This window comes from Pseudomonas sp. 14A (genome assembly GCF_018132745.1).
GTDB classification, from domain to species: Bacteria; Pseudomonadota; Gammaproteobacteria; order Pseudomonadales; family Pseudomonadaceae; genus Aquipseudomonas; species Aquipseudomonas mercuritolerans.
In genome coordinates this window covers 15,033-41,302 of the sequence record NZ_JAGRQJ010000001.1, presented here as the reverse complement: position 1 = coordinate 41,302, position 26,270 = coordinate 15,033, and the positions used below count along the sequence as shown (strand labels likewise).

At 61.2% G+C, this 26,270-nt stretch carries 8 protein-coding genes; 2 read left to right on the top strand and 6 right to left on the bottom strand.

Going from position 1 to position 26,270, the window contains the following annotated elements; genetic code table 11:
• Positions 1–17: 17 nt before the first annotated feature.
• From PS14A_RS00095 to PS14A_RS00080, 4 genes are all read right to left on the bottom strand, one after another.
• Complete coding sequence (locus tag PS14A_RS00095; RefSeq protein ID WP_212615000.1) at positions 18–914, bottom strand: TauD/TfdA family dioxygenase; 897 nt, start codon at positions 912–914, stop codon at positions 18–20.
• Between the two features lie 333 nt (positions 915–1,247).
• On the bottom strand, positions 1,248–2,615 hold the full coding sequence (locus PS14A_RS00090; RefSeq protein WP_024011116.1) for an HlyD family type I secretion periplasmic adaptor subunit: 1,368 nt from the start codon (positions 2,613–2,615) through the stop codon (positions 1,248–1,250).
• Positions 2,605–4,761: a type I secretion system permease/ATPase gene (locus PS14A_RS00085; RefSeq protein WP_071174003.1), complete on the bottom strand. Its 2,157-nt coding sequence runs from the start codon at positions 4,759–4,761 to the stop codon at positions 2,605–2,607. Before PS14A_RS00085 ends, PS14A_RS00090 begins: the two co-directional genes overlap by 11 nt.
• Before the next feature lie 33 nt (positions 4,762–4,794).
• The gene (locus tag PS14A_RS00080) at positions 4,795–6,147 is read right to left on the bottom strand and encodes a TolC family outer membrane protein (RefSeq protein WP_016772278.1); all 1,353 of its coding nucleotides are present in this window, start codon (positions 6,145–6,147) and stop codon (positions 4,795–4,797) included.
• Positions 6,148–6,508: 361 nt separating this feature from the next.
• Here PS14A_RS00080 and PS14A_RS00075 point away from each other — a divergent pair, with 361 nt between their 5' ends.
• Together PS14A_RS00075 and PS14A_RS00070 are read left to right on the top strand one after the other, a co-directional pair.
• Entirely contained in the window at positions 6,509–22,747 is a 16,239-nt protein-coding gene (locus PS14A_RS00075) for a LapA family giant adhesin (protein WP_212614999.1), read from the top strand.
• Between the two features lie 149 nt (positions 22,748–22,896).
• Positions 22,897–23,235, top strand: coding sequence for a hypothetical protein (locus PS14A_RS00070; protein WP_016772279.1), 339 nt, complete (start codon positions 22,897–22,899; stop codon positions 23,233–23,235).
• A 209-nt stretch (positions 23,236–23,444) separates the two neighbouring features.
• Here PS14A_RS00070 and lapD read toward each other — a convergent pair whose 3' ends face one another.
• Entirely contained in the window at positions 23,445–25,391 is a 1,947-nt protein-coding gene (gene lapD / locus PS14A_RS00065; RefSeq protein WP_212614998.1) for a cyclic di-GMP receptor LapD, read from the bottom strand.
• Positions 25,392–25,405: 14 nt separating this feature from the next.
• The gene (gene lapG, locus PS14A_RS00060) at positions 25,406–26,098 is read right to left on the bottom strand and encodes a cysteine protease LapG (RefSeq protein WP_041479715.1); all 693 of its coding nucleotides are present in this window, start codon (positions 26,096–26,098) and stop codon (positions 25,406–25,408) included.
• Positions 26,099–26,270 lie beyond the last annotated feature (172 nt).

Below are 26,270 nucleotides of genomic sequence, written 5' to 3'. Positions count from 1 at the left end.
GGTCGATCTCCGGCAAATCAGAAAGGCGCGTCGCCCTGAATGGTCGTGCGATACAGCTTGCGGCGCAGATGCGCAGGGCAGCCGGCGGCGAGGTGGATCAGCGAACGGTTGTCCCAGAACACCAGGTCATGCGGTTCCCACTGATGGCGGTAGATGTTTTGCGGCAGCACGCTGTGGGCGAAGAGTTCGCCGAGCAACTGACGACTTTCGTCTTCCGGCAGACCGACAATTCGCGTGGTGAAGCCTTCGCTGACGAACAAGGCCTTGCGGCCGTTTTCCGGATGGGTGCGCACCACCGGATGCACCACTTCGGCGACCTGAGCCAACTGTTCCGGGGTCAGGGTCGGGCGCCAGTTACCCTCGAACTTGGTTTCGCTGTAGCGCGCGGTATAGGAATGCGCAGCGCAACGTCCTTCGACCGCAGTGCGCAACGCAGCGGGCAAGTCGTCCCAGGCTTTGTGCATGTCGGCAAACAGCGTGTCGCCACCCTCGGCGGGCAGCTCTTGGGCGTGCAGCATCGAGCCGAGACTTGGCAGCTCTTTATAGGAGAGATCTGAATGCCAGAACTTGCCGGCGTCACCGAGACCGATGTTCTGGCCGTTCTCGATAATGTTGGAAACGATGAGGATTTCCGGGTGATTGGCCAGCAGGAATTGCTTGAGCACGTGAATCTGCAACACGCCGAAGCGGCGGCTGAAATCGATTTGCTGCTGCGGGGTAATCTGCTGATCGCGAAAGACCACGACGTGGTGATCCAGGTGCGCGCGGTGAATCCGCGCGAAGTCCTGATCATTGACCGGCCGGCGCAGGTCGAGGCCAACGATCTCGGCGCCGACGGCACCGCTGAAGGGGCGAATTTCGAAAACTTGTGGCGCGGCAGTTGCGGCGCTTTCGGTGGCAGTAGCGGCGGACATCAATCATCTCCCACGCACGGCGCGCTCACGGACGCGCTCGTCGATCAGACACTCACGCTGGATTGCGTGTCGGTTCAGGTCGTGCGGCGCGCCGATTGGTCGGCAGGTACGCAGGTGGGTGACTTTATAGCTATAAGAATTGGAAATTAAATACCGTTAGAGAATAACGATATGGCGAATGGTGAGGGGGTGGGTGACCATTTGCGTCACTTACCGACGAATATGTAGCGCTTCGGAGGACGCCTTCGCGAGCAGGCTCGCTCCCACAGTTGGAATGCAATCTCCTGTGGGAGCGAGCCTGCTCGCGAATAGGCCGTCACCAGCGCTGAAGACCTAGCGCTCGTGCAACGCCTCGGCCCGCGCGCGAATGATCGGCTTGAGCAAATAGCTCAACACCGACTTCTTGCCAGTGATGATGTCCACCGAAGCAACCATCCCCGGGATGATCAGCAGTGGCTTTTCATCCGTGCCCAGATGGCTGCGCTCGGTGCGCACTTTGATCACGTAGTAGGTGGTTTTCTTGTCTTCGTCGGTGATGGTGTCCGCACCGATCTGCTCCAGCTGCGCCTTCAGTCCGCCATAAATGGTGTAGTCATACGCAGTGAATTTGACGATCGCTTCCTGCCCCGGATGCAAGAAGGCAATGTCCTGCGGGCGAATCTTGGCTTCGACCAGCAGGGTGTCGTCCAGCGGCACGATTTCGACCATGTCGCTGCCCGGCTGGATCACGCCGCCGATGGTGTTGACCAGCAACTTGTTGACGATACCCCGCACGGGTGAGGTAACCAGCGTACGGCTGACGCGGTCTTCCAGCGCCTTGCCGGTGGCCTGGGCCTTGTTCAGATCGGTGCGCGCTTCGTTGAGCTGGGTCAGCGCTTCGCTGCGGAATTTGCCGCGGGTTTCGTCGATCTTGCGCTGCACTTCCTTGATCGCCGATTCCGCGCGCGGAATGGCCAGCGTGGTCGCATCGAGCTGGCCCCGGGTTTCCACTTCGGCACGCTTGAGGCGCAACACCTCCACCGGCGAGACCGCGCCCTGCGCCACCAGCGGCTCGGACATGTTGATTTCCTGACGCTGCAAGCCGAGCTGCTGACGGTACTGCGCCTGCTTGGAGCTGAACTCACGCAGCTCTTGCTGACGCTGGATCAACTGCTCCTGCAAGCCACCGATTTCGTCGTGCAATTGCTGACGGCGGCTGATGTACAGCGACTCTTCGCTTTTTGCCTGGCCCGGCACGGCTTTGAGCACGTCCTCGGGGAAATTCAGCGGACGATCATCGACTTCCGCGCTCAGACGCTCGACCCGCAGCAGCATCGACAGGCGATCGGCCTCGGTTTCGCCGACGTTGGAGGCAAAACGCGTGTCGTCGAGACGAATCAGCGGCGCGCCAGCCTCGACGATCTGGCCTTCCTTGACGAACAGCTCGGAGACGATACCGCCCTCCAGGTTCTGGATTTTCTGGATCTTCGACGACGGAATCGCCTTGCCGTCGCCCTTGGTCACTTCGTCGATCACGGCGAAGTTGGCCCAGAGCATAAGGAATACGAAGAAGCCGATGATCGCCCAGATGGTCAGGCGCACGACGCGCGGGGCGTCTTCGATCAGCGCCTTGTTGACCTCTGGCAGCGGCTGGCCCTGCAGCGAGGCAGAGCCCTTGAAGTAGCGACGGATCGACTCCTTGACACCGGACTTAAGCAACACTGATCTGCCCCTTCTTCAACGCTTCCATCACGGCGGCTTTCGGGCCGTCGGCGAGAATCTGCCCGCGATCGATCACCAGCAGGCGATCGACCAGCGACAACAGCGATGCCCGGTGCGTGACCAGCACCACAGTCTTGTTTTCAATCACTGCTGCGAGGCGTTGCTTGAGGCGTTCTTCGCCGGTGTTGTCCATCGCACTGGTTGGCTCATCCATCAGCAGAATCGGCGGGTTGAGCAGCAGCGCCCGGGCCAGGGCGACGTTCTGCCGCTGGCCGCCGGAAAGGTTCTGCCCGCGCTCGCCGACTTGCAGTTCGTAGCCTTGCGGGTGCAGACGGGCGAACTCGTGCACGCCGGCCAGTTCGGCGGCTTGCAGCACCAGCTCGTCTTCGACGTAACGCGCGCCGGACACCAGGTTGTCACGCAGGGTGCCGGACAGCAGCTGGATGTCCTGCGGCACGTAACCGATGTTGTAGCGCAGTTCGCTGACGTCGATCTGGCGGATGTCCACGCCGTCGACCAGCAAGGCACCGTCGTCCGGTTGGTACAGGCCCACCAGCAGTTTCGCCAGCGAACTCTTGCCCGAACCGCTGCGGCCGATGATGCCGATCTTCTCGCCGGGACGGATGACCAGGTTGATGTTCTTCAGCGCCGGGTTCTGCTGGTCCGGGTAGGTGAAGCTGAGCTGACGGCATTCGATCGCACCCTGCAAAACCTTGCGGCTCAGCGGGCGCTCTTCGAAATTGCGCTCCTGGGGCAGTTCCATCATCTGGTCGACCGAGGTCATGGTCACCCGCGCCTGCTGATAGCGCGTGAGCAGTCCGGACAGCGAGGCCAGCGGGCTCAGCGCACGGCCACTGAGCATGTAGCAGGCAATCAGCCCGCCCATGCTCAGGTTGCCGGCGATGATCTGGTACACGCCGAAGACGATCATGATCACCCCGGCCAGTTGCTGGATCAGCAAGGTGATGTTCATCGCCAGGCCGGAGAGCATTTTCACTCGCAGCTCGAGACGGCTGAGGGTGCCGATGGTCTGCTCCCACTGATACTGGCGCTCGCTTTCAGCGTTGTTGACCTTGACCGCATCCAGGCCGGCGAGGGTTTCGATCAGGCTCGACTGGCGCTCGGCGCCCAGCGCCATGGTGCGCTCCATGGTCGCGATCAGCGGCTTCTGCAAGGCGTAGCCGATCAACAGGGCAATCGGGAACGCCAGCACCGGGATCCACACCAGATGCCCGCCGAGAATGGCGATGACGATGAAAATCAGGATGGTGAACGGCAGGTCGATGAGACTGGTCAGGGTCAGCGAGGCGAGAAAGTCGCGCAGGCTCTGAAACTCATGGATGTTCTGGGCAAAGCTGCCGACACGCGCCGGGCGGTATTTCATCGCCATGCCGACGATGCGCTCGAACAGCGTGGCGGAGATGATCAGGTCGGTTTTCTTCCCGGCCAGATCCAGGCACAGACTGCGCAGGCTCTTGAGGATCAGGTCGAAGATGTACGCGCCAGTGATGCCCAGCGCCAGTACCCACAGGGTTGCTTCGGCCTGATTCGGCACCACGCGGTCGTAGACGTTCATCACGAACAGCGGCGCGGCCATGGCGATGATGTTGATCAGGAAACTCGCGGCGATCGCATCGGCGTAGAGCCAGCGCGAACGCTTGAGGGTGTCGCGAAACCACGAGCGTGCGCGCGGGATCAGCGTGCCGTGGTTGACGTCGAATTTGTGCTGCGGCTGGGCGAAGAAGACTTTGCCGGTGTAATCGTCGGTCAGCAGTTCACGGCTGACCACCGACTCGCCGCCGTCGCTTTCGCTGAGCAGCACGCGTGCTTCGTTGTCGCCCTGCCAGCCGAGCAGGACGGCGCTGCGGCCATCCTTGAGCAGCAACAGCGCGGGCATGGCGATCGCCGGAATTTCTTCGAGCTTGCGCTGCAACACCCGCCCCTGCAGCCCGGCGCGGGCCGCTGCGCGCGGCAGCAACTCGACACTCAAACGTTGTTTGGGCAGCGGCAGGCCGGTGGTCAGCATCGCCGCGCTGGCAGGCTTCTGGTGCAGCATGCACAGGGCGAGCAGACCATCCAGCAACGGATCGTCATGCAACGCGCGTGGATCATGGCTGAGTTGAACTCGACTGACTTCTGATTCCACGCTCGACACTCTTTAACAGTTGAAAGGGATAACTCAGTTCATCCCAGGCAGCTGGACCTTGGGCTTCACGTCGTTCTGCACAACGGATGCCAACGGCGCGACCACTCCCTGGCTTTTGAGCAATTGGCCCATGGTCGCCTTGATTCGATACTGAGTAAATAACTGAATGTTCTTGATTTCCGCCAGACGCCGCGAGGCGGTGAACAGCTCGTTTTCGCTGTCGAGCAAATCCAGCAGGGTGCGTTCGCCGAGGCTGAATTGACGCTGGTAGGCAGTACGCACCGAAGTGCTGCGATCGACGTATTGCTGAGCGATCGGCACCTGGGCGTTGGCGTTGTTCAGGGCGTTCCAGGCCAGGCCGAGCTCTTCGTTCAACTGACGCAGGGCGTTGTTGCGGATGTCCAGCGCCTGGTTGGCCAGGTACGACTTGGATTCCAGATCGGCCTTGTTGCTGCCACCGGAATACAGGTTGAAGCGCATGCGCAGCATGGCCTGCCATTCATTGTTGTGGCCGTTCTGGCCGTCGATATCGTTATCGGCGGTACGGCCCAGCTCAGCGTCGAAGCGCGGGTAGAAGGTCGATTTGGCGGTGGCGAACTGCTTCTCGGCAGCCGCAATATCCGACTCGGCGGAACGCAGGATCGGGCTGTTTTCCAGCATCTGCGCGCGGGCTTCATTGAGGTTGGCGGGCATCATCGCCATGAACGGCGCCGGGCGCTCGAGCTGGTCGGGCATCTGGCCGACGGCGCTGAGGAAGTTCGTTTCCGCGTCGGCGAGGTTGGTCTGTTCGGTGATCAGATTGTTGCGGGCCTGGGCCATACGGGCTTCGGCCTGATCAAGGTCGGCACCGCTGCCGACGCCGCGCTGGGTGCGCAACTGGATCTGGTCGTAGATGCGCTGGTGGCTCTTGAGGTTTTCCTCGGCCAGACGGACGAATTCGCGACGTGTCAGCACATCCAGATAAACCTGAGCGACGGTCAGCGCAGTGCGCTCAGAGGTGCCGAGCAGGGAGTAGGCACGAGAGCTGACGTTGGCTTGTTGACGCGCAACTTCGTTGGACGTCGCGAAACCGTCAAAAACCATTTGCGAGAGACGTAAACTTGACTCGCTGCGGTTCAAGGTCTCCCAATGATTGCTTCCACCGTTCGCTCGAGTGGTCACACTGTCGGTGCCTTCACGGCCATAACCGCCGAGCAGATCGACCTTGGGCAGGTATCCCCCTTTCGCCGCCTTTAACTGATAATCCGCCGCCAATCGACTATTGACCCCCGCCTGAATCTCCGGATGGACATCCAGCGCCTGTTGCATGGCTTCTGGTAAGGATTGTGCTTGTACGAATGAGGCGGCGAGAGCGAAGGGAGCGGCAAGGAGCAAAAGCGAACGCATGGTTGGAATTTTCCCGGAACTTCTTGTCTTGAATCACAGCAGAAACGTGGTGCTGCGTCGGATGATGGCAACCCGAAAGACCGTATGTCGGAAAGTTCAAAAGAGGAACTGGATGACAGGCTGAAGGACAGGTCGCCGCGGAAATATCAATGTGACATTAGTGGGGCGATTGTTTAGGATGGCTCCCAGAAGGTCAATAGTTTGGCATAAAGTTAATCTCGATAATTTATAGCCAGATTATTGACGGAAATACAGCGTCAATAAGTTATCCATTTATAGAAAGTACGTCCAGACTGAAGTGGCGCCGACGCCCGTCAGGTCCATGGAAGTCAACTGAATGTGACACCCCGGAGAGTCTTCAATGAGCAGTGTTGTTGCCATCGTCAAAAGCATTGTCGGTCAGGTTTTCGTGGTGTCCCCAGAGGGCGTGCGTCGCGTACTCGTTGAAGGCGATCGCCTGTATGTCGGCGACCAGATCGATACCGGCCTGTCCGGCGCGGTGTCGCTGGAACTGGCCGATGGCCGCATGCTCGATCTGGGTCGCGACACCCAATGGAGCGCCAGCTCGCCTGACTCCAGCACTGACCTGGCCGAAGCCACGGCGCAGGCTGCGCCTTCTGTAGAAGAACTGCAGCAAGCCATCGCCGCCGGTGTCGACCCGACCACCGCACTCGAATCCACTGCGGCCGGCCCGACCGCCGCAGGTACCGGTGGCGCCGCCGGTGGTGGTCACAGCTTTGTCATGCTCGACGCCACCGCTGGCCGCGTCGATCCGACCATTGGCTTTCCGACGGCGGGCATCAATTCTGCCGGCCAAGTCGCGCAGGACACCACCGGCGGCCTGACCACCGACACCACCACCAACGCGCTGCGTGACTCGACCCTGAGCCTCAGCGCCACGCCGACCATCACCGAAGCCGGCGGCGTGCTGGTGTATACCGCGACCCTGACCCAGGCGCCGCTGACCGACCTGACCATCACCCTGTCCAATGGCGCAGTGATCGTCATCCCGGCCGGCGCCACCACCGGCACCGTCAACGTGCCGCTGGCGCCGAACGACACCGTTTATAACGACCCGAGCCAGATCGACGTTACCGTCACCGGCACCAGCGGCGGCAACGGCATCACCGTGACCCCGCCGACTATCCCGGCGACCACGCAAGTGACAGACACCGTCGATACCACTACCGTCACGCTGACGGCTGGTTCGAGCGTGACCGAAGGCGGTCAGATTACCTATACGGCGACTTTGACCAACCCGGCGCAAACTCCGGTAACCGTCACTCTGTCGAACGGCTCGACCATTACCATTGGCGCTGGCCAGACTACCGGCACCGTCAACGTGCCGACCCCAGCGAATGACGTCTATAACAACGGCAGCACCGTTACGGCCACGATCACCGGCGCTACCGGCGGTAATTTCGAAAATCTGGTGCCGAACCCGACGCCAGCCGTTACCACCATTACCGACTCGGTCGACAACACCGGCCTGACCCTGACTGCGACCAACAACATTGTTGAAGGCGGTCAGATCACCTACACCGCGACGCTGACTAATCCAGCGCAGACGCCGGTAACCGTCACTCTGTCCAACGGTTCGACCATCACCATCGCGGCTGGCGAAACCGTCGGCACCGTGAACGTGCCGACTGCGGCCAATGATGTGTACAGCAATGGCGGCAGCGTCAGCACGACCATCACTGGGGCTACCGGCGGCAACTTTGAAAACCTGGTGCCAAGCAACACGCCTGCGGTCACCACCATCACCGATTCGGTCGATGACACTGGCCTGACCCTGACTGCGACCAACAACATCGTTGAAGGTGGCCAGATCACTTACACCGCGACGTTGACCAACCCGGCGCAAACCCCGGTGACCGTCACTCTGTCGAACGGCTCGACCATCACCATTGAGGCTGGCGAAACCGTTGGCACCGTCAACGTGCCGACTGCGGCCAACGACGTGTACAACAACGGCAGCACCGTCAGCACCACCATCACTGGCGCTACCGGCGGCAACTTCGAAAACCTGGTGGCAAACACCACACCTGCCGTTACCACGATCACCGATTCGGTCGACAACACCGGTCTGACCCTGACTGCGACGAATAACGTCGTCGAAGGCGGCCAGATCACTTACACCGCGACGTTGACCAACCCGGCACAAACCCCGGTAACCGTCACGCTGTCCAACGGCTCGACCATCACCATTGCCGCTGGCGAGACCGTCGGCACCGTCAACGTGCCGACTGCGGCCAATGACGTCTACAACAATGGCGGCACCGTCAGCACCACGATCACTGGCGCTACCGGCGGCAACTTCGAAAACCTTGTGCCGAACACCACGCCAGCAGTCACTACGATCACCGACTCGGTCGACAACACCGGCCTGACGCTGACCGCGACCAACAACATTGTTGAAGGCGGTCAGATCACCTATACCGCGACACTGACCAATCCAGCGCAGACGCCGGTGACCGTCACCCTGTCGAACGGCTCGACCATTACCATTGCAGCTGGTGAGACCGTCGGCACCGTCAACGTGCCGACTGCGGCCAACGACGTCTACAACAATGGCGGCACCGTCAGCACCACGATCACTAGTGCTACCGGCGGCAACTTTGAAAACCTGGTGCCGAACACCACGCCTGCCGTTACCACGATCACTGATTCGGTTGATAACACCGGCCTGACGCTGACCGCGACCAATAACATTGTTGAAGGCGGTCAAATCACTTACACCGCGACACTGACCAACCCGGCGCAGACGCCGGTGACCGTCACCCTGTCGAACGGTTCGACCATCACCATCGCGGCCGGCGAAACCGTGGGCACCGTCAACGTGCCGACTGCGGCCAACGACGTCTACAACAATGGCAGCACCGTCAGCACCACGATCACTGGCGCTACCGGTGGCAATTTCGAAAACCTGGTGCCGAACACCACGCCAGCCGTTACTACGATCACTGATTCGGTCGACAACACCGGCCTGACCCTGACCGCGACCAACAACATTGTTGAAGGCGGCCAGATCACCTACACCGCGACACTGACCAACCCGGCACAAACACCGGTAACTGTCACCCTGTCCAACGGTTCGACCATCACCATTGCTGCCGGCGAAACCGTCGGCACCGTGAACGTGCCGACTGCGGCCAATGACGTCTACAACAATGGCAGTACCGTCAGCACCACGATCACTGGCGCTACCGGTGGCAATTTCGAAAATCTGGTGCCAAGCAACACGCCAGCGGTGACCACGATTACCGACTCGGTGGATGACACGGGCCTGAGTCTCAGCGCCACCGGCTCTGTGGCCGAGGGTGGCCAGATCACCTACACCGCCACGCTGACGAATCCGGCCGGCACACCGGTAACCGTGACCCTGAGCAACGGCTCGGTGATCACCATTGATGCCGGCAAAACCACCGGCACCGTTACCGTTCCAGCGCCTGCCGATGACGTCTACAAGGACGCCGGCCAGGTCGAAGTCAGCATCAAGGACGCCACCGGCGGCAATTTCGAAAATCTGGTGCCGAACGCTACGCCGGCAGTGACCGAAATCACTGACACCGTCGATACCTCGACGGTGAAGCTGAGCGCAGACACCTCGGTTGCCGAAGGCAGCACCGTGACTTACACCGCCACCGTCGGCGCTCCGGTCACCGGCTCGCCTGTGGTCGTGACGTTGGCTAACGGCCAGAACATCACCATCGCCGTCGGCCAGACCACTGGCTCCGTGACCTACACCGCACCGAACGATGCCTTGACGGGCAACGCTCCGCTGACCAACTCGATCACTGGCGTAACTGGTGGCAACTTCGAAAGTCTGGTTGCGGATAAAACGCCGGTTTCGACCACTGTTACGGATGTTGCCGACACCACCAATCTGTCGCTCAGCGCCAGCAACTCGGTGGCAGAAGGTGGCCAGATCATCTACACCGCGACATTGACCAACGCCGCTGGCTCGCCAGTAACCGTGACCTTGTCGAACGGCGCCGTCATCACCATCCAGGCAGGCGAAACCAGCGGTAATGTGAGCTTCCCGGCTCCGTCCGACGACGTTTACAAAGACTCCGGCTCCGTGCAGGCGACCATCACCAGTGCCACCGGCGGCAATTTCGAGAACCTCGTCTCGAGCAGTGCTCCAGCCGTGACGACAGTCACCGACACCATCGACACCTCGACGGTCAAATTGACCGCCGACACCTCGGTCGTGGAAGGCGGCACCGTCACCTACACCGCCACTGTCGGGGCGCCCGTCACCGGCTCGCCTGTTGTCGTGACCCTGGCCAACGGCCAGAGCATCACCATCGGCGTCGGCCAGACCACCGGCAGCGTCACCGCCCCGGTATCGAATGACGTGCAGATCGGTCACGCACCGCTGACCAACTCGATCACCAACCTCAGCGGCGGCAACTTCGAAAATCTGGTCGCCGACAAGACCCCGGTCAGCACCACCGTGACCGACACCGTCGACACCACCAGCGTCGCGCTGACTGCCACCGGCAACGTCAATGAAGGCGGGCAGATCACCTACACCGCGACGCTGAGCAACCCGGCCGGTACGCCGGTTACCGTCAACCTGAGCAACGGTTCGGTCATCACCATTGAAGCCGGCAAGACCACCGGCACCGTGACCGTTCCGGCACCTGCCGATGACGTCTACAAAGACGCCGGCAAAGTCGAAGTCACCATCAAGGACGCCACCGGCGGCAACTTCGAAAATCTGGTGCCGAGCACTACGCCTGCGGTGACCAACGTTGCCGACACGGTCAACACCACGCACCTGACCCTCAGCGCAGAAAGCTATGTGCTCGAAGGCTCTTCGATCACTTACACCGCCACGCTGACCAACGCCGCGCAAACGCCGGTAACCGTCAATCTGAGCAATGGCCAGACCATCACCATCGAAGCCGGCAAGACCAGCGGTTCGGTGACGATTGCCGCACCGAGCGATGACGTCTACAAGGACGTCAGCAAGCTAACCGTGACCATGACCGATGCCAGCGGTGGCAACTTCGAGAAACTCGACGTCAGCAAGACTCCGGTCAGCACCACGGTCAACGACACCGTCGACACAACCGCACTGACCCTGACCGCCAGCGATACCGTCAGCGAAGGTGGCCAGATCACCTACACCGCGACCCTGAGCAACCCGGCCGGCACTGCGATGACCGTAACCCTGGCCAACGGCGCGGTGATCAACATCGCTGCCGGAGCTACCAGCGGTTCGGTGAATTTCCCGGCGCCCGCCAATACGCCGTACATCGATGGCAGCAACGTGCGGACGGCGATCGCCAGCCACAGCGGCGGCAATTTCGAGCGCGTCGAGGCCGATCGTTCGGCTGTGGTGACCAAAGTCACCGACGCCGTCGACACCACCGACATCAGCCTGAGCGCCACCGGCAGCGTTGCCGAGGGCGGCTCGATCGTCTACACGGCAACCCTGAGCAATCCGGCCGGCACCGCCATGAGCGTGACCCTGAGCAACGGCGCGGTGATCAACATTGCCAAGGGTGCGAGCACTGGCACTGCAACCGTCGCCGCGCCTGGCGATGACGTGTACAAGGACGCCGGCAAGGTCGATGCGAGCATCACCAAGACCAGCGGTGGCAACTTTGAAAATCTGGTGATCGACAAGACTCCTGCGGTAACTGATGTCACCGACACCATCGACAACAGCACCGTTGCGCTGACCGCCAGCGCCAGTGCGGTAGAAGGCGGCGTGGTTGTCTACACCGCGTCCGTGACCGCACCGGTCACCGGTTCGCCAGTGGTGGTGACCCTGTCCAACGGCCAGACCATCACCATTCCGGTCGGCGCCAGCAGCGCCAGCGTCAACTTCACCGCGCCGAACGATGCACAGGCCGGCGGCAACACCCTGAGCGTGAAAATCGACGGCGCCAGTGGTGGCAATTACGAAAATCTCGTCGCCGACCAGACCCCGGCGGTGACCTCGGTAACCGACGTCGCCGACACCACCAACCTGTCGCTGTCCGCGACCGGCTCTGTGGCCGAGGGAGGTTCGATTGTCTACACCGCAACCCTGAGCAACCCGGCCGGCACGCCAGTGACCGTGAGCCTGAGCAACGGCGCGGTGATCACCATCGAGGCCGGCAAAACCAGCGGCACCGTCACCGTTCCGGCACCTGCCGATGACGTCTACAAAGACGCCGGCAAAGTCGAAGTCACGATCAAGGACGCCATCGGCGGCAACTTCGAAAACCTGGTGCCAAGCACCACGCCAGCGGTTACCGATGTCACCGACACCGTCGACACCTCGACGGTCAAACTGACCGCCACCGAAACCGCAGCCGAAGGCGGCACCGTCACCTACACCGCCACCGTCGGCGCGCCGGTCACCGGTTCGCCTGTGGTCGTCACCCTGGCCAACGGTCAGAACATCACTATCGAAGTCGGCAAGACCAGCGGCAGCGTGAGCACCACCGCGCCGAACGACGTCCTCGCCGGCCACGCGCCGCTGACCAACTCGATCACCAACGTCAGCGGCGGTAATTTCGAAAATCTGGTCGCCGACCAGACCCCGGTCAGCACCACCGTGACCGACACCGTCGACACCACCAACCTGTCGCTCAGCGCGACCGGCGCGGTGAACGAAGGCGGCCAGATTACCTACACCGCGACTTTGAGCAACGCCGCTGGCACACCGGTCACCGTGACCCTGTCGAACGGTGCGACTATCCTCATCGAGGCCGGCAAGACCACCGGCACCGTGACCGTCGATGCACCGAAAGACGACGTCTATAAAGACGCCGGCAGCGTTGAAGCGACCATCCAGAGCGCAACCGGCGGCAACTTCGAAAACCTCGTCGCCAGCAAAGAGCCGGTGGTGACCACGGTCAACGACACCATCGACACCACCACCGTGTCGCTGAGCGCCACTGCGAACGTTGCCGAAGGCGAAACCGTGGTTTACACCGCCACCGTGGGCGCGCCAGTGACCGGTTCGCCGGTGATCGTGAGCCTGTCCAACGGTCAGACCATCACCATCGCCGTTGGCGAAACCACCGGCAGCGTCAACTACGTCGCGCCGAACAGCCCATTGGCGGGCGGCAGCTCGCTGAGCGTGACCATTGATGGCGCCACCGGTGGCAACTACGAAAAACTGGTGGTCGACGGCAAGTCCGCCGACACCGTGGTTTCCGACACCACCGACACCACCAACCTGAACCTGACCGCCAGCGATTCGGTCGCCGAAGGCGGCCAGATCACCTACACCGCAACCCTGACCAACCCGGCCGGCACACCGGTGACCGTGACCCTGTCGAACGGCGCCACGATCACTATCGACGCTGGCAAAACCACCGGCACCGTGACCGTCGATGCACCGAAAGACGACGTCTATAAAGATGCCGGCAAAGTCGAAGTCACCATCGAGGGTGCGACCGGCGGCAACTTCGAGAACCTGGTGCCAAGCGCGGTTCCAGCGGTGACGAATGTCACCGATACCATCGATACTTCGACGGTCAAACTGACCGCCGATACATCGGTGGCTGAAGGCGGCACCGTGACTTACACCGCCACCGTTGGTGCACCAGTGACTGGCTCGCCTGTGGTCGTGACCCTGGCCAACGGTCAGACCATCACCATCGGCGTTGGTCAGACTACTGGCACCGCAACCGCTGTTGCTGCGAACGATGCGCTGACTGGCAACGCGCCGATCACGAACTCGATCACTGGCGTAACCGGTGGCAACTTCGAAGATTTGGTGGCGGACAAAACACCAGTTTCGACCACTGTTACGGATGTCAACGACACCACCAATCTGTCGCTCAGCGCCAGCAACTCGGTGGCCGAAGGTGGTCAGATCATTTACACCGCGACATTGACCAACGCTGCTGGCTCGCCAGTGACCGTGACCTTGTCGAACGGCGCTGTCATCACCATCAAGGCTGGCGAAACCACCGGCACCGCAACCGTTGCGGCCCCGTCCGATGACGTCTACAAAGACGCCGGCTCCGTCCAGGCAACGATCACCAGCGCCACCGGCGGCAATTTCGAGAACCTCGTTCCGAGCACTGCTCCGGCCGTGACGTCTGTCACCGACACCATCGACACTTCGACGGTCAAACTGACCGCCGATACTTCGGTGGCTGAAGGCGGCACCGTGACTTACACCGCCACGGTTGGTGCGCCAGTTACCGGTTCTCCTGTCGTCGTGACATTGGCTAACGGCCAGACCATCACCATCGGTGTCGGTCAGACTACTGGCACTGCAACTGCTGTTGCTGCGAACGATGCGTTGGCAGGTAATGCTCCGATCACCAACTCGATCACTGGCGTAACCGGTGGCAACTTCGAAGATCTGGTGGCGGACAAAACACCAGTTTCGACCACTGTTACGGATGTCAACGACACCACCAATCTGTCGCTCAGCGCCAGCAACTCGGTGGCTGAAGGTGGCCAGATCACCTACACCGCGACATTGACCAATGCTGCTGGCTCACCAGTGACCGTGACTTTGTCGAACGGCGCCGTGATCACCATCAAGGCTGGCGAAACAACCGGCACTGCAACCGTTGCGGCACCGTCCGATGACGTTTACAAAGATGCCGGTTCCGTTCAAGCGACGATCACCAGCGCTACCGGTGGCAACTTCGAAAATCTCGTGCCGAGCACCACGCCAGCGGTCACTCAGGTCACTGACACCATCGATACTTCGACCGTCAAACTGACAGCTGATACGTCGGTGGCTGAAGGCGGCACCGTGACTTACACCGCCACCGTTGGTGCGCCAGTCACCGGCTCGCCTGTGGTTGTGACTCTGGCCAATGGTCAGAACATCACTATCGCTGTTGGCCAGACTTCCGGGACTGCGACTTTCACCGCGCCGAATGATGCGTTGGCTGGTAATGCTCCACTGACCAACTCGATCACTGGCGTGACCGGCGGCAACTTCGAAGATCTGGTTGCGGACAAAACACCTGTCTCGACTTCTGTCACCGACGTTGCCGACACCACCAACCTGTCTCTGAGTGCGACCGGCTCCGTGGCTGAGGGCGGCTCGATTGTTTACACCGCGACACTGACCAACGCCGCTGGCTCGCCAGTGACCGTGACCTTGTCGAACGGCGCTGTCATCACCATCAAGGCTGGCGAAACCACCGGCACTGCAACCGTTGCGGCACCGTCCGACGACGTCTACAAAGACTCCGGTTCCGTTCAGGCAACGATCACCAGCGCCACCGGCGGTAACTTCGAAAATCTCGTGCCGAGCACCACTCCAGCGGTCACTCAGGTCACTGACACCATCGATACTTCGACCGTCAAACTGGCGGCTGATACGTCGGTGGCTGAAGGCGGCACCGTGACTTACACCGCCACCGTTGGTGCGCCAGTTACTGGCTCGCCTGTCGTCGTGACCCTGGCCAACGGTCAGACCATCACCATCGGCGTCGGTCAGACTACTGGCACTGCAACTGCTGTTGCTGCGAACGATGCGCTGACTGGCAACGCTCCGATCACCAACTCGATCACTGCCGTAACCGGTGGCAATTTCGAAGATCTGGTTGCCGACAAAACTCCGGTTTCGACTTCTGTCACCGACGTTACCGACACGACAAATCTGTCGCTCAGCGCCAGCAATTCGGTGGCAGAAGGTGGTCAAATTACGTACACCGCCACACTGACCAACGCCGCTGGCTCGCCAGTGACCGTGACCTTGTCGAACGGCGCTGTCATCACCATCAAGGCTGGCGAAACCACCGGCACTGCAACCGTTGCGGCACCGTCCGACGACGTCTACAAAGACTCCGGTTCCGTTCAGGCAACGATCACCAGCGCCACCGGCGGTAACTTCGAAAATCTCGTGCCGAGCACCACTCCAGCGGTCACTCAGGTCACTGACACCATCGATACTTCGACCGTCAAACTGACGGCTGATACGTCGGTGGCTGAAGGCGGCACCGTGACTTACACCGCCACCGTTGGTGCGCCAGTTACTGGCTCGCCTGTTGTGGTAACTCTGGCCAACGGCCAGACCATCACCATCGGCGTTGGTCAGACTACTGGCACCGCAACCGCTGTTGCTGCGAACGATGCGCTGACTGGCAACGCCCCGATCACCAACTCGATCACTGGCGTAACCGGTGGCAACTTCGAAGATCTGGTGGCGGACAAAACACCAGTTTCGACCACTGTTACGGATGTCAACGACACCACCAATCTGTCGCTCAGCGCCAGCAACTCGGTGGCTGAAGGTGGCCAGATCACCTACACCGCGACCTTGACCAACGCCGCTGGATCGCCTGTGACAGTCACGTTGTCGAACGGCGCCGTGATCACTATCAAAGCAGGCGAAACCACCGGCACCGCAACTGTTCCTGCACCGTCCGACGACGTCTACAAAGATGCCGGTTCCGTTCAGGCAACGATCACCAGCGCCACCGGCGGTAACTTCGAAAATCTCGTGCCGAGCACCACTCCAGCGGTCACTCAGGTCACTGATACCATCGACACGTCGACCGTCAAACTGACCGCCGATACGTCGGTGGCCGAAGGCGGCACCGTGACTTACACCGCAACCGTCGGTGCGCCAGTTACCGGTTCTCCTGTCGTCGTGACATTGGCCAACGGCCAGACCATCACCATCGGCGTTGGCCAGACTACTGGCACTGCAACCGCTGTTGCTCCGAATGATGCGCTGACGGGCAACGCTCCGATCACCAACTCGATCACTGGCGTAACCGGTGGCAACTTCGAAGATTTGGTTGCGGATAAAACACCGGTTTCGACCACTGTTACGGATGTTGCCGACACCACCAATCTGTCGCTCAGCGCCAGCAACTCGGTGGCTGAAGGTGGCCAGATCACTTACACCGCGACACTGACAAATGCTGCTGGCTCACCAGTGACCGTGACCTTGTCGAACGGCGCCGTGATCACCATCGACGCCGGCAAGACCACCGGCACCGTGAACGTTCCAGCGCCAGCTGACGACGTCTACAAAGACGCCGGCTCCGTCCAGGCAACGATCACCAGCGCCACCGGCGGCAATTTCGAGAACCTCGTTCCGAGCACTGCTCCGGTCGTGACGTCTGTCACCGACACCATCGACACCTCGACCGTCAAACTGACCGCTGATACGTCGGTGGCTGAAGGCGGCACTGTGACTTACACCGCCACCGTTGGTGCGCCAGTTACCGGTTCGCCTGTGGTCGTGACCCTGGCCAACGGTCAGACCATCACCATCGGCGTCGGTCAGACTACTGGCACCGCAACCGCTGTTGCTGCGAACGATGCGTTGGCCGGTAATGCGCCGATCACCAACTCGATCACCAACGTCAGCGGCGGCAATTTCGAAGATCTGGTTGCGGACAAAACTCCAGTTTCGACTTCTGTCACCGACGTTACCGACACCACCAGTCTCTCGCTCAGCGCCAGCAACTCGGTGGCTGAAGGTGGCCAGATCACCTACACGGCGACCTTGACCAACGCCGCTGGCTCGCCAGTGACGGTGACCTTGTCGAACGGCGCTGTCATCACCATCAAGGCTGGCGAAACAACCGGCACCGCAACCGTTCCTGCACCATCCGATGACGTCTACAAAGACGCCGGTTCCGTCCAGGCAACGATCACCAGCGCTACCGGTGGCAATTTCGAAAACCTGGTACCGAGCACTGCTCCAGCGGTGACGACAGTCACCGACACCATCGATACCTCGACCGTCAAACTGACCGCCGATACGTCGGTCGCCGAAGGCGGCACCGTGACTTACACCGCCACCGTCGGCGCTCCGGTTACCGGTTCGCCTGTCGTCGTGACATTGGCCAACGGCCAGACCATCACCATCGGCGTCGGTCAAACTACTGGCACTGCAACCGCTGTTGCTGCGAACGATGCGTTGGCCGGTAATGCTCCGATCACCAACTCGATCACTGGCGTGAGCGGCGGCAATTTCGAAGATCTGGTGGCGGACAAAACTCCGGTCAGCACCACCGTGACCGACACCGTCGACACCACCAATCTGTCACTGAGCGCAACCGGCTCCGTGGCCGAAGGTGGCCAGATCACCTACACCGCGACACTGACCAACGCCGCTGGCTCGCCAGTAACCGTGACCCTGTCGAACGGTGCTGTGATCACCATCAAGGCTGGCGAAACCACCGGCACCGCAACCGTTGCGGCCCCGTCCGATGACGTCTACAAAGACGCCGGCTCCGTTCAGGCCACGATCAGCAACGCTACCGGTGGCAACTTCGAAAACCTGGTAACCAGCAGCACACCTGCCGTCACCAGCGTTACGGACACCATCGACACCACCACCGTAAAACTGAGTGCAACCGCCACAGCGGCCGAAGGCGGCAACGTCGTCTACACCGCAACCGTCGGCGCACCCGTCACCGGTTCGCCAGTTGTCGTGACGTTGGCCAACGGCCAGAACATCACCATCGCGGTCGGCCAGACCACCGGCACCGTAACCGCCGTCGCACCGAACGATGCGCTGACCGGCAACGCTCCGCTGACCAACTCGATCACCAACGTCAGCGGCGGCAATTTCGAGAATCTCGTCGCCGACAAGACCCCGGTCAGCACCAACGTGACCGACACCGTCGACACCACCAACCTGTCGCTGAGCGCGACCGGTTCCGTGACTGAAGGTGGCCAGATCACTTACACCGCTACACTGACCAACGCCGCTGGCTCACCAGTGACCGTGACCTTGTCGAACGGCGCCGTGATCACCATCAAAGCGGGCGAAACCACCGGCACCGTGAACGTTCCAGCGCCAGCTGACGACGTCTACAAAGATGCCGGCACCGTGCAGGCGACCATCAGCAGCGCCACCGGTGGCAGCTTCGAAAAACTGGTATCCAGCACCACGCCAGCGGTGACCAGCGTCACCGACACCGTCGACACCACCACCGTCAGCATCACTGGCAGCAGCTCGGTGACCGAAGGCCAGACCGCCAGCTACACCGTCAGCCTCAATCACCCGGCGCAGACCGAAGTGACCCTGAAAATCGTCTACAGCGGCACTGCTGCCGACGGTTCGGACTTCACTGGTGTGTACACCGTGAAGATCCCGGCGGGCGCCAGCAGCGCGCAGTTCAACGTCGCCACCCTCGATGACAAGATCACCGAAGGCACCGAGAACTTCGTGGTCAAGATCGATTCGGCTACCGGCGGCAACTTCGAGAACCTCGCGGTCAGCAGCACCAATGGCAGCGTCAGCACCTCGATCATCGACAACGATGCACCACCGGTGCTCGATCTGGACGCCAACAACTCCAGCGGCGCGACCGGTGCCGATTACAAAGTGACGTTCACCGAGAACACCCCGGGCGCCGGCGTGTCGATCGCTGACACCGACATCAGCATCACCGACCCGGACAGCACGATGCTGACCGGCGCCACCGTGGTGCTGACCAACCGTCAGGACGGCGATGCGCTGAATCTGGGCAACAGCGTCAACGGCATCACCATCAATGCCAACAGCACCAACGGCACAGTGACCCTGACCCTCTCGGGTAACGCGACCCTGGCCGACTACATGCAGGCCATCAAGAACATCAGCTTCACCAACAGCAGCGAAAACCCGAGCACCGTGCCGCGCATCATCACCGTGACGGTGACCGATGGCGGCAACTACTCGAACACTGCGACCACCACGGTCAACGTGGTGGCAGTCAACGATGCACCGGTCGCCGCGCCGAGCAATGTCACCGGCACCGAAGACACGCCGCTGGTACTCGGCTGGTCGACCTTCGGCGTCAGCGATGTCGATAGTCCGGCGAGCAGCCTCGGTATCAAGATCACGCAGCTGCCGGGCGAGGGCAAACTGCAGTATCTGGAGGGCTCGACCTGGAAGGATGTTGCCAACAACCAGACCTTCAGCAAGGCCGACATCGACGCCGGCAAGCTGCGCTTCCTGCCGGATGCCAACGAGTCGGGCACCAACGGTTACGGCGGCACCGGTCTGGGCAACAAGCAAGCGGACTACGCGCAGATCAAGTTCCAGCCTACCGATGGCCAGGCGCTGGGCAGCACCGGCACAGTGAAGATCGACATCACGCCAGTGGCGGATGCGCCGACCGTAGCCGTGGCTGACAACAGCGTTAAATCCACTGGCCTGATCAAGGAAGTCTGGACCGGTCTGTCGGGTCTGGGCACTGACGGCAGCGGAGCGAACTCGACCACCCTGAAAAACGTCATCGACGCCGCCGGCAAACCGAACTCCAGCGGCAACGTCACCAACGTGCAGTCTGACGGCAGTGTCGCCGCCGGTACGGCGTCGAAGACCTCTGGCCTGATCTACCTGGAAGCCGGCAAGACCTACAGCTTCAGCGGCGTGGCCGATGACAGCCTGCTGATCACCATCGGCGGCAAGAACGTGGCGTCGGGTACCTGGGGCGCGGGCGGTGCGATCAATGGTTCGTTTACCCCGACTACCAGCGGTTACTACACGCTCGACATCTACCACCACAACCAGAGCGGCCCGGGCAGTTACGACGTTAACCTGTCGGTCAACGGCAGCACGCCGATTGACCTCAGCAACGCCGGCGTGCCGATCTACACCGGCGTGCAGGATCTGATCAACTCGGGCGTGACCGTCTCCGATCTGCACGGCACCAACGGCGAAGGTTATTACGACGGCTACAAGCTCAACACCGGCGCCGAAGGCACCACGGTGAAGCTGTCGGCGATCAGCACCGCGCTGACCGACACCGACGGCTCGGAAACCCTGAGCGTGAAGATCAGCGGTGCACCGGTCGGTTCGGTGCTCAGCGATGGCGCGGGTCATACCTTCACCGTTACCGCGAGCAATGGCGAAGCCAACGTCACCGGCTGGAACCTCGGTTCCCTGACCGTGACCCCGCCGACCTACTACAACGGCCAGTTCAACCTGACCGTGACCTCGACGTCCACCGAACAAGTCGGTGGCTCCGCGAGCAGCACCGCGACCATCCCGGTTACGGTAGTGCCTGCGGTGTACAACGCGGTCACCGCCACCTCGGGTGATGACAACGTCACCGGCACCGACGCCAACGACATCATCGTCGCTGACATCGGCGGCCTGACCGTGGTCCCGGGCACCAACTACAACATCGCGTTCATGGTCGACAGCTCGGGCAGCATGAGCACTTCGTCGCTGAACGCCGCAAAAGACTCGCTGACCTCGGTGTTCAACAGCCTCAAGCAAAGCCTGGGCGGCAGCAACTCGGGTACGGTGAACATCTTCCTGGTGGACTTCGATACCCAGGTCAACAAGTCGGTGTCGGTGAATCTCAACGACCCGAATGCGCTGACATTGCTCAAAGCAGTGCTGAACTCGATGGGCTCTGGCGGCGGTACCAACTACGAGGACGTGTTCAAGACCACGGCCAACTGGTTCCAGAGCGCTGACGCCGTGGCCAACACCGGGGCGAAGAACCTTACGTACTTCATCACCGACGGCGAGCCGACTTACTACCAGAGCGGCGAGCAAGCCAACCCGACGCTGTACGGCAACGTGAAGCTCGATGACGTGGTGAAAACCAGCAACTACAAGCCGGGCGACACCTTCAGCACCTACATCGACAATACCCATGCGTTGACGATCAACAGCGCCGGCACCGTGACTCTGCAGACCTATAGTTCATGGTGGGGCTGGAGCAGCAGTAACCTGGGCACCATCCACGCACAGGGCGACGGCACTTATGAGTTGTCGAACCTGGCCGGTACCGGTAACAGCACCAACTCGTCGACGAGCAGCAACTCGGCCAGTGGCTTTGCCTTGCTCAACGGTCTGTCGAACGTCGAAGCGATTGGCCTGAACAGCGGCGTCACTCTCGATGACCTGAAACCGTACGACTCGGACAAAACGCCGCAAACCAACATCGATCCGAAGGATCTGGCCAACTCGATCATCGGCCATACCGAAGCGACGATGCCGGGTAACGACACCGTCAATGGTGGCGAAGGCAACGACATCCTGTTCGGCGATCTGGTCAGCTTCAACGGCATTGCCGGCGAGGGTTACCAGGCGATGCAGGCGTTCGTCGCCAAAGAAACCGGTGTCGACGTCAGCAAAGTCAGCACCAGTAATGTGCACCAGTACATCACCGAGCACTATCAGGCGTTCGATGTGTCCGGCGCGCACGATGGCAACGACACGCTGCTCGGTGGCGCAGGCAATGACATCCTGTTCGGCTCGGGCGGCACCGATCTGCTCGACGGCGGCAAAGGCAATGACATCCTGCTCGGCGGCACCGGCAACGACACGCTGATCGGCGGTCAGGGCAATGACATCCTGATTGGCGGTTCCGGTGGCGACACCTTCGTCTGGAAATCGGGCGACACCGGTAACGACGTGATCAAGGATTTCAAAGCCAGCGAAGGCGACCGCATCGACCTGCGCGACCTGTTGCAGGGCGAGACCGGCAGCACGATCGACAACTTCCTGAAAATCACCACAGTGGATGGCACGTCGTCGCTGCAAGTCAGCTCGGCGGGCAAATTCAACTCGGGCGATACCGCTGCGGCCACGCCGGACGTGACGATAAAACTGGAAGGCAACAACTGGGCGAGCGCCAATCTGCACAACCTGATTGCCGGCAGCGACCCGACCATCAAGGTCGATCACAACAACAGCTGAGGCTGAAACAACGACGGCCGCCTCCTGTGGGGCGGCCGTCGCGTTTGCGGGCAATGCAGCGGTGACGATTTGATCGTCGCCCCGCATACTGGCGCGCAGTTGGCTATGCTGCTGACAGCATGACGCTGTTCATTTGTGAGGGATGCTCAATGTTTTACGTGCAACGCGATGCGCAAGGCCAGTTGATTCGCGTGGAAGCTGCGGCGTACGCCGAGGCCACGGAAACGCTGCCCGCCGATAACCATGAAATTCAGGCGTGGTACGCCAACGAAGCCGTGGAAAACAGCCTCAAACAGCTCAAGCAGAGCGACTTTGAAATGATTCGGGTACTCGACGACCTGATTCAGGTGCTGACCCAGAAAGGCGTGATCCGCGTCACCGACCTGCCAGCGGCGGCCCAGGCCAAACTGATGGACCGCACCCAGGCGCGTGAAGCGCTGGGCGGGTTGAGCCAGTTGATCGATGAGGATGAGGGCGGGTTGATCTGATCCTGCCAAGATCCAAAGCTCACCCTCACCCCGGCCCTCTCCCGGAGGGAGAGGGGGCCGATCGAGGTGTCTTGCGCTATCCATCGACCTGAGAGATCGAGTCGATTTAGGATTCAGTGGAGCTCTTGCACGTCGGCGTATCTCGTAAATATCCCACGGCCAGTCCCCTCTCCCTCTGGGAGAGGGTTAGGGTGAGGGCGCTTCTTGGCTCACCCCCAAGGCTTCGGCTCACCGAGCAACTGCCCCTGCACGCCATACAAGCCCATCTCCCGAATCACTGACAGCTCCCCTTCGGTCTCGACCCGTTCGGCAATCAGCGGCAAATCGATGCTGTGCGCCGCGCGCTGGATCGCTTCGATGAACAGACGCTTGTCGCTCTCCTGATCGATCGCGCGAATGTAGCTGCCATCGATCTTCAAGTACGCCAGGCCCAGCCGCGCCAGGTTGCCGATCATGCTGAAGCGCCCGCCGAAGCGCTGCAGGCTCAGCGAGAAACCGAGCTCGCGCAGGCGTCGGGTCAACTGCTCCAGCAATGCCTGTTCAGGCAATTGCTCCTCACCGATTTCCAGAGTCAGCCGCGCGCCAAGATTGGAATGCGCGCGCAGAATTTCGAAGACTTTGTTCAACGCCTGCGGATCGGCCAGCGTTGCCGAGGACAGGTTCAGCGCCAGCGGATCCTCGTGCCCTTTCATCTGCTCGAGCACGCGTTCGAGCATCAGCCGGTCAAGCCGTGCGGTCCAGCCGAAGCGCTCCAGCCATGGCAGGAAGCGCCCGGCGGGGATGGTCTGGCCCTGCTCGTCGAGCAGGCGCGACAGCACCTTGTAATGCAGCACCAGCTGCGTGTCCTGCGCGGCGACCACCGGCTGGAAGTACAGCTCGAAACGCTGCTGACTCAACGCTTGATCCAGCAGTCGATGCCAAGCGTGATGATCATCGCCGACCTCCGCCACCAGACTCTGATCGATGCACGCCCAATTCTGCTCGCCTTGGCCTTCGGCCTGCGCAAGTGCCTGATCGCCCAGTGTCAGCACCGCTTGCGGCGAGTCACCGTGAGCGAACGGCGCCAGCCCGATCGAAGCCACCGCCGGCACATCGGTCGCGCCGGTGGCATGCAGGCTGCTCAAGGCATTGTCGAGATTCTGCGCCAGCTGCAACGCTTCCTCGCGCACTAGCCCCGGCGCCAGCACGGCGAATTCACCGCCGCGAATGCGCGTCACCAGATCCTGGGTTTGTGGATATCTGGCGCACTCGCGGGTCAGTTGCTCGCCGACGGCCTTGAGCAACTGGTCGGTACGCTGGCCGCCGAGACGCTGGTTGAGTCCGGCCAGGTCCTTGACCCGCAACAGCAGCAGGTAACCGGAACTGGCCTGTTCCGGATTGCTCACGCGGTTGTTCAACTGCATCTCGAAATAGCGGCGGTTGGCCAGGCCGGTGAGGTTGTCCTGATAGGACTCGGTACGCAGTTTTTCACTGCGCTCGGCCTGCTCCTGGAACAGCGTCTTGAGCTTCTCGACCATCTGATTCATTGCCTGCACCACGCGACGCAATTCAGGCGTGCGCGGCAGATCCGGCAGGCTGAGAAACTCGCGGCGGGCAATCGCATGGGACTGCTGGACCATGTAATCGAGCGGCTTCAACTGCCGACGCAGCAACAGCGCGCCGAGCACCGCGCTCAGTGCGCCGCAGATCAGCAACCAGCCAAGGCTGCCCAGTGCGCTCTGCCATAGCTTGGCCACGGCGAACATTGGATGGCTGACCACCTCGACCCGCGCCGCCTGCTCCCAGCCACGGCTGACCAGCGCATCGCCACCCGCTGGTTCGAGGCCGATCAATCTGACGAACCAGTCCGGCACGTTGCTCACCGCCGGGGTACCGCTGCGCTCGACAATGGTCTGCTCGGTCTTCACGTCGACCACGCGGATGCTCGCGTAATAACCGCTGTCGAAAATCGAACTGACCAGCAGCTCGACCATCGCCGGGTCGTCGATATTCGGCGTCAGCGACAATGCCAGCGCCGTCGCCGCGTCCTGTGCGTGGGAGCGCAACTGGTTGACGTACTGGGTGCGCGAGCTCTCCAGGCTGACCATGAAGCTGCCGGTGAAGGCCACGACCAGGAACAGACAGATAGCGATCAACAGCTGTTTGAACAAAGACATCTGAGCGCGTGCTCCTAGTTAGTCGTCTCGACCGGGAAACCTTCGGCCTGCATTTTTTTCAGCACATCCTGCCAGCGCGACAGGCGTTTGGTGTCGCCGACCTTTTTATTACCCTTGGCGCCGGGCAGATACAGACCTTCGGCATTGAAAGAGTAGACCGGCAGCAAATCGGTCCGCTGCGACGCCGGCTGGATCGGATCGATCAGGCTGTCGAGCACCAGCGGCATGGCATCGGGGGTCGCATAGTACGTCAACACCATGTGCGCGCGGTTCTGGCGCAGCGCCTTGACGTAGGTGATGCGCAGCTTGTCACTGGAAACGCCCAGATGGCGCAGGCTGAAATACTTGGCGATGGCGTAGTCTTCGCAGTCGCCGGCGCCCTTCCACAGCGCTTCGATAGGGGTTTCCCAATAATCCACTTCGCGCCACAGATCGATGTCTTCGACGTAACGCACCTGCTTGTTGAAAAACAGGTTCACCACTTTGAGCTTGTCCATCTCACTGGCCTGCTTCTGCGTCGCCAGCAGATTCTGCCAGGCGTCGATGCGCTGCTGCCCGGCGCCCAACGGCCCATAAAGAGCCGTGGCCTTGCGGCTGATCGCGGAAAAATCCCAATCGGCGTGCAGACCGCCCAGCATGACACCGGCCAGCAGCAATGCGCAGCCAAGCCAGCGCAAGGTCCGAGGGATCGCGAAACGTACCGCCACTGCAGGTTTCCAGAAGGACAGAAAGGAAGCGTTTGATGGTGAAGCTTAGCCCGGCAAAAAACAATGGCACCGTGAGATCATCGAAGACACGCTAGACTTGAGATTGCAGCGCTTTGTTTTACAAGGTTTGACAACCTGTAGAGCAATCACTAGTGTCATTTGGATCCAAATA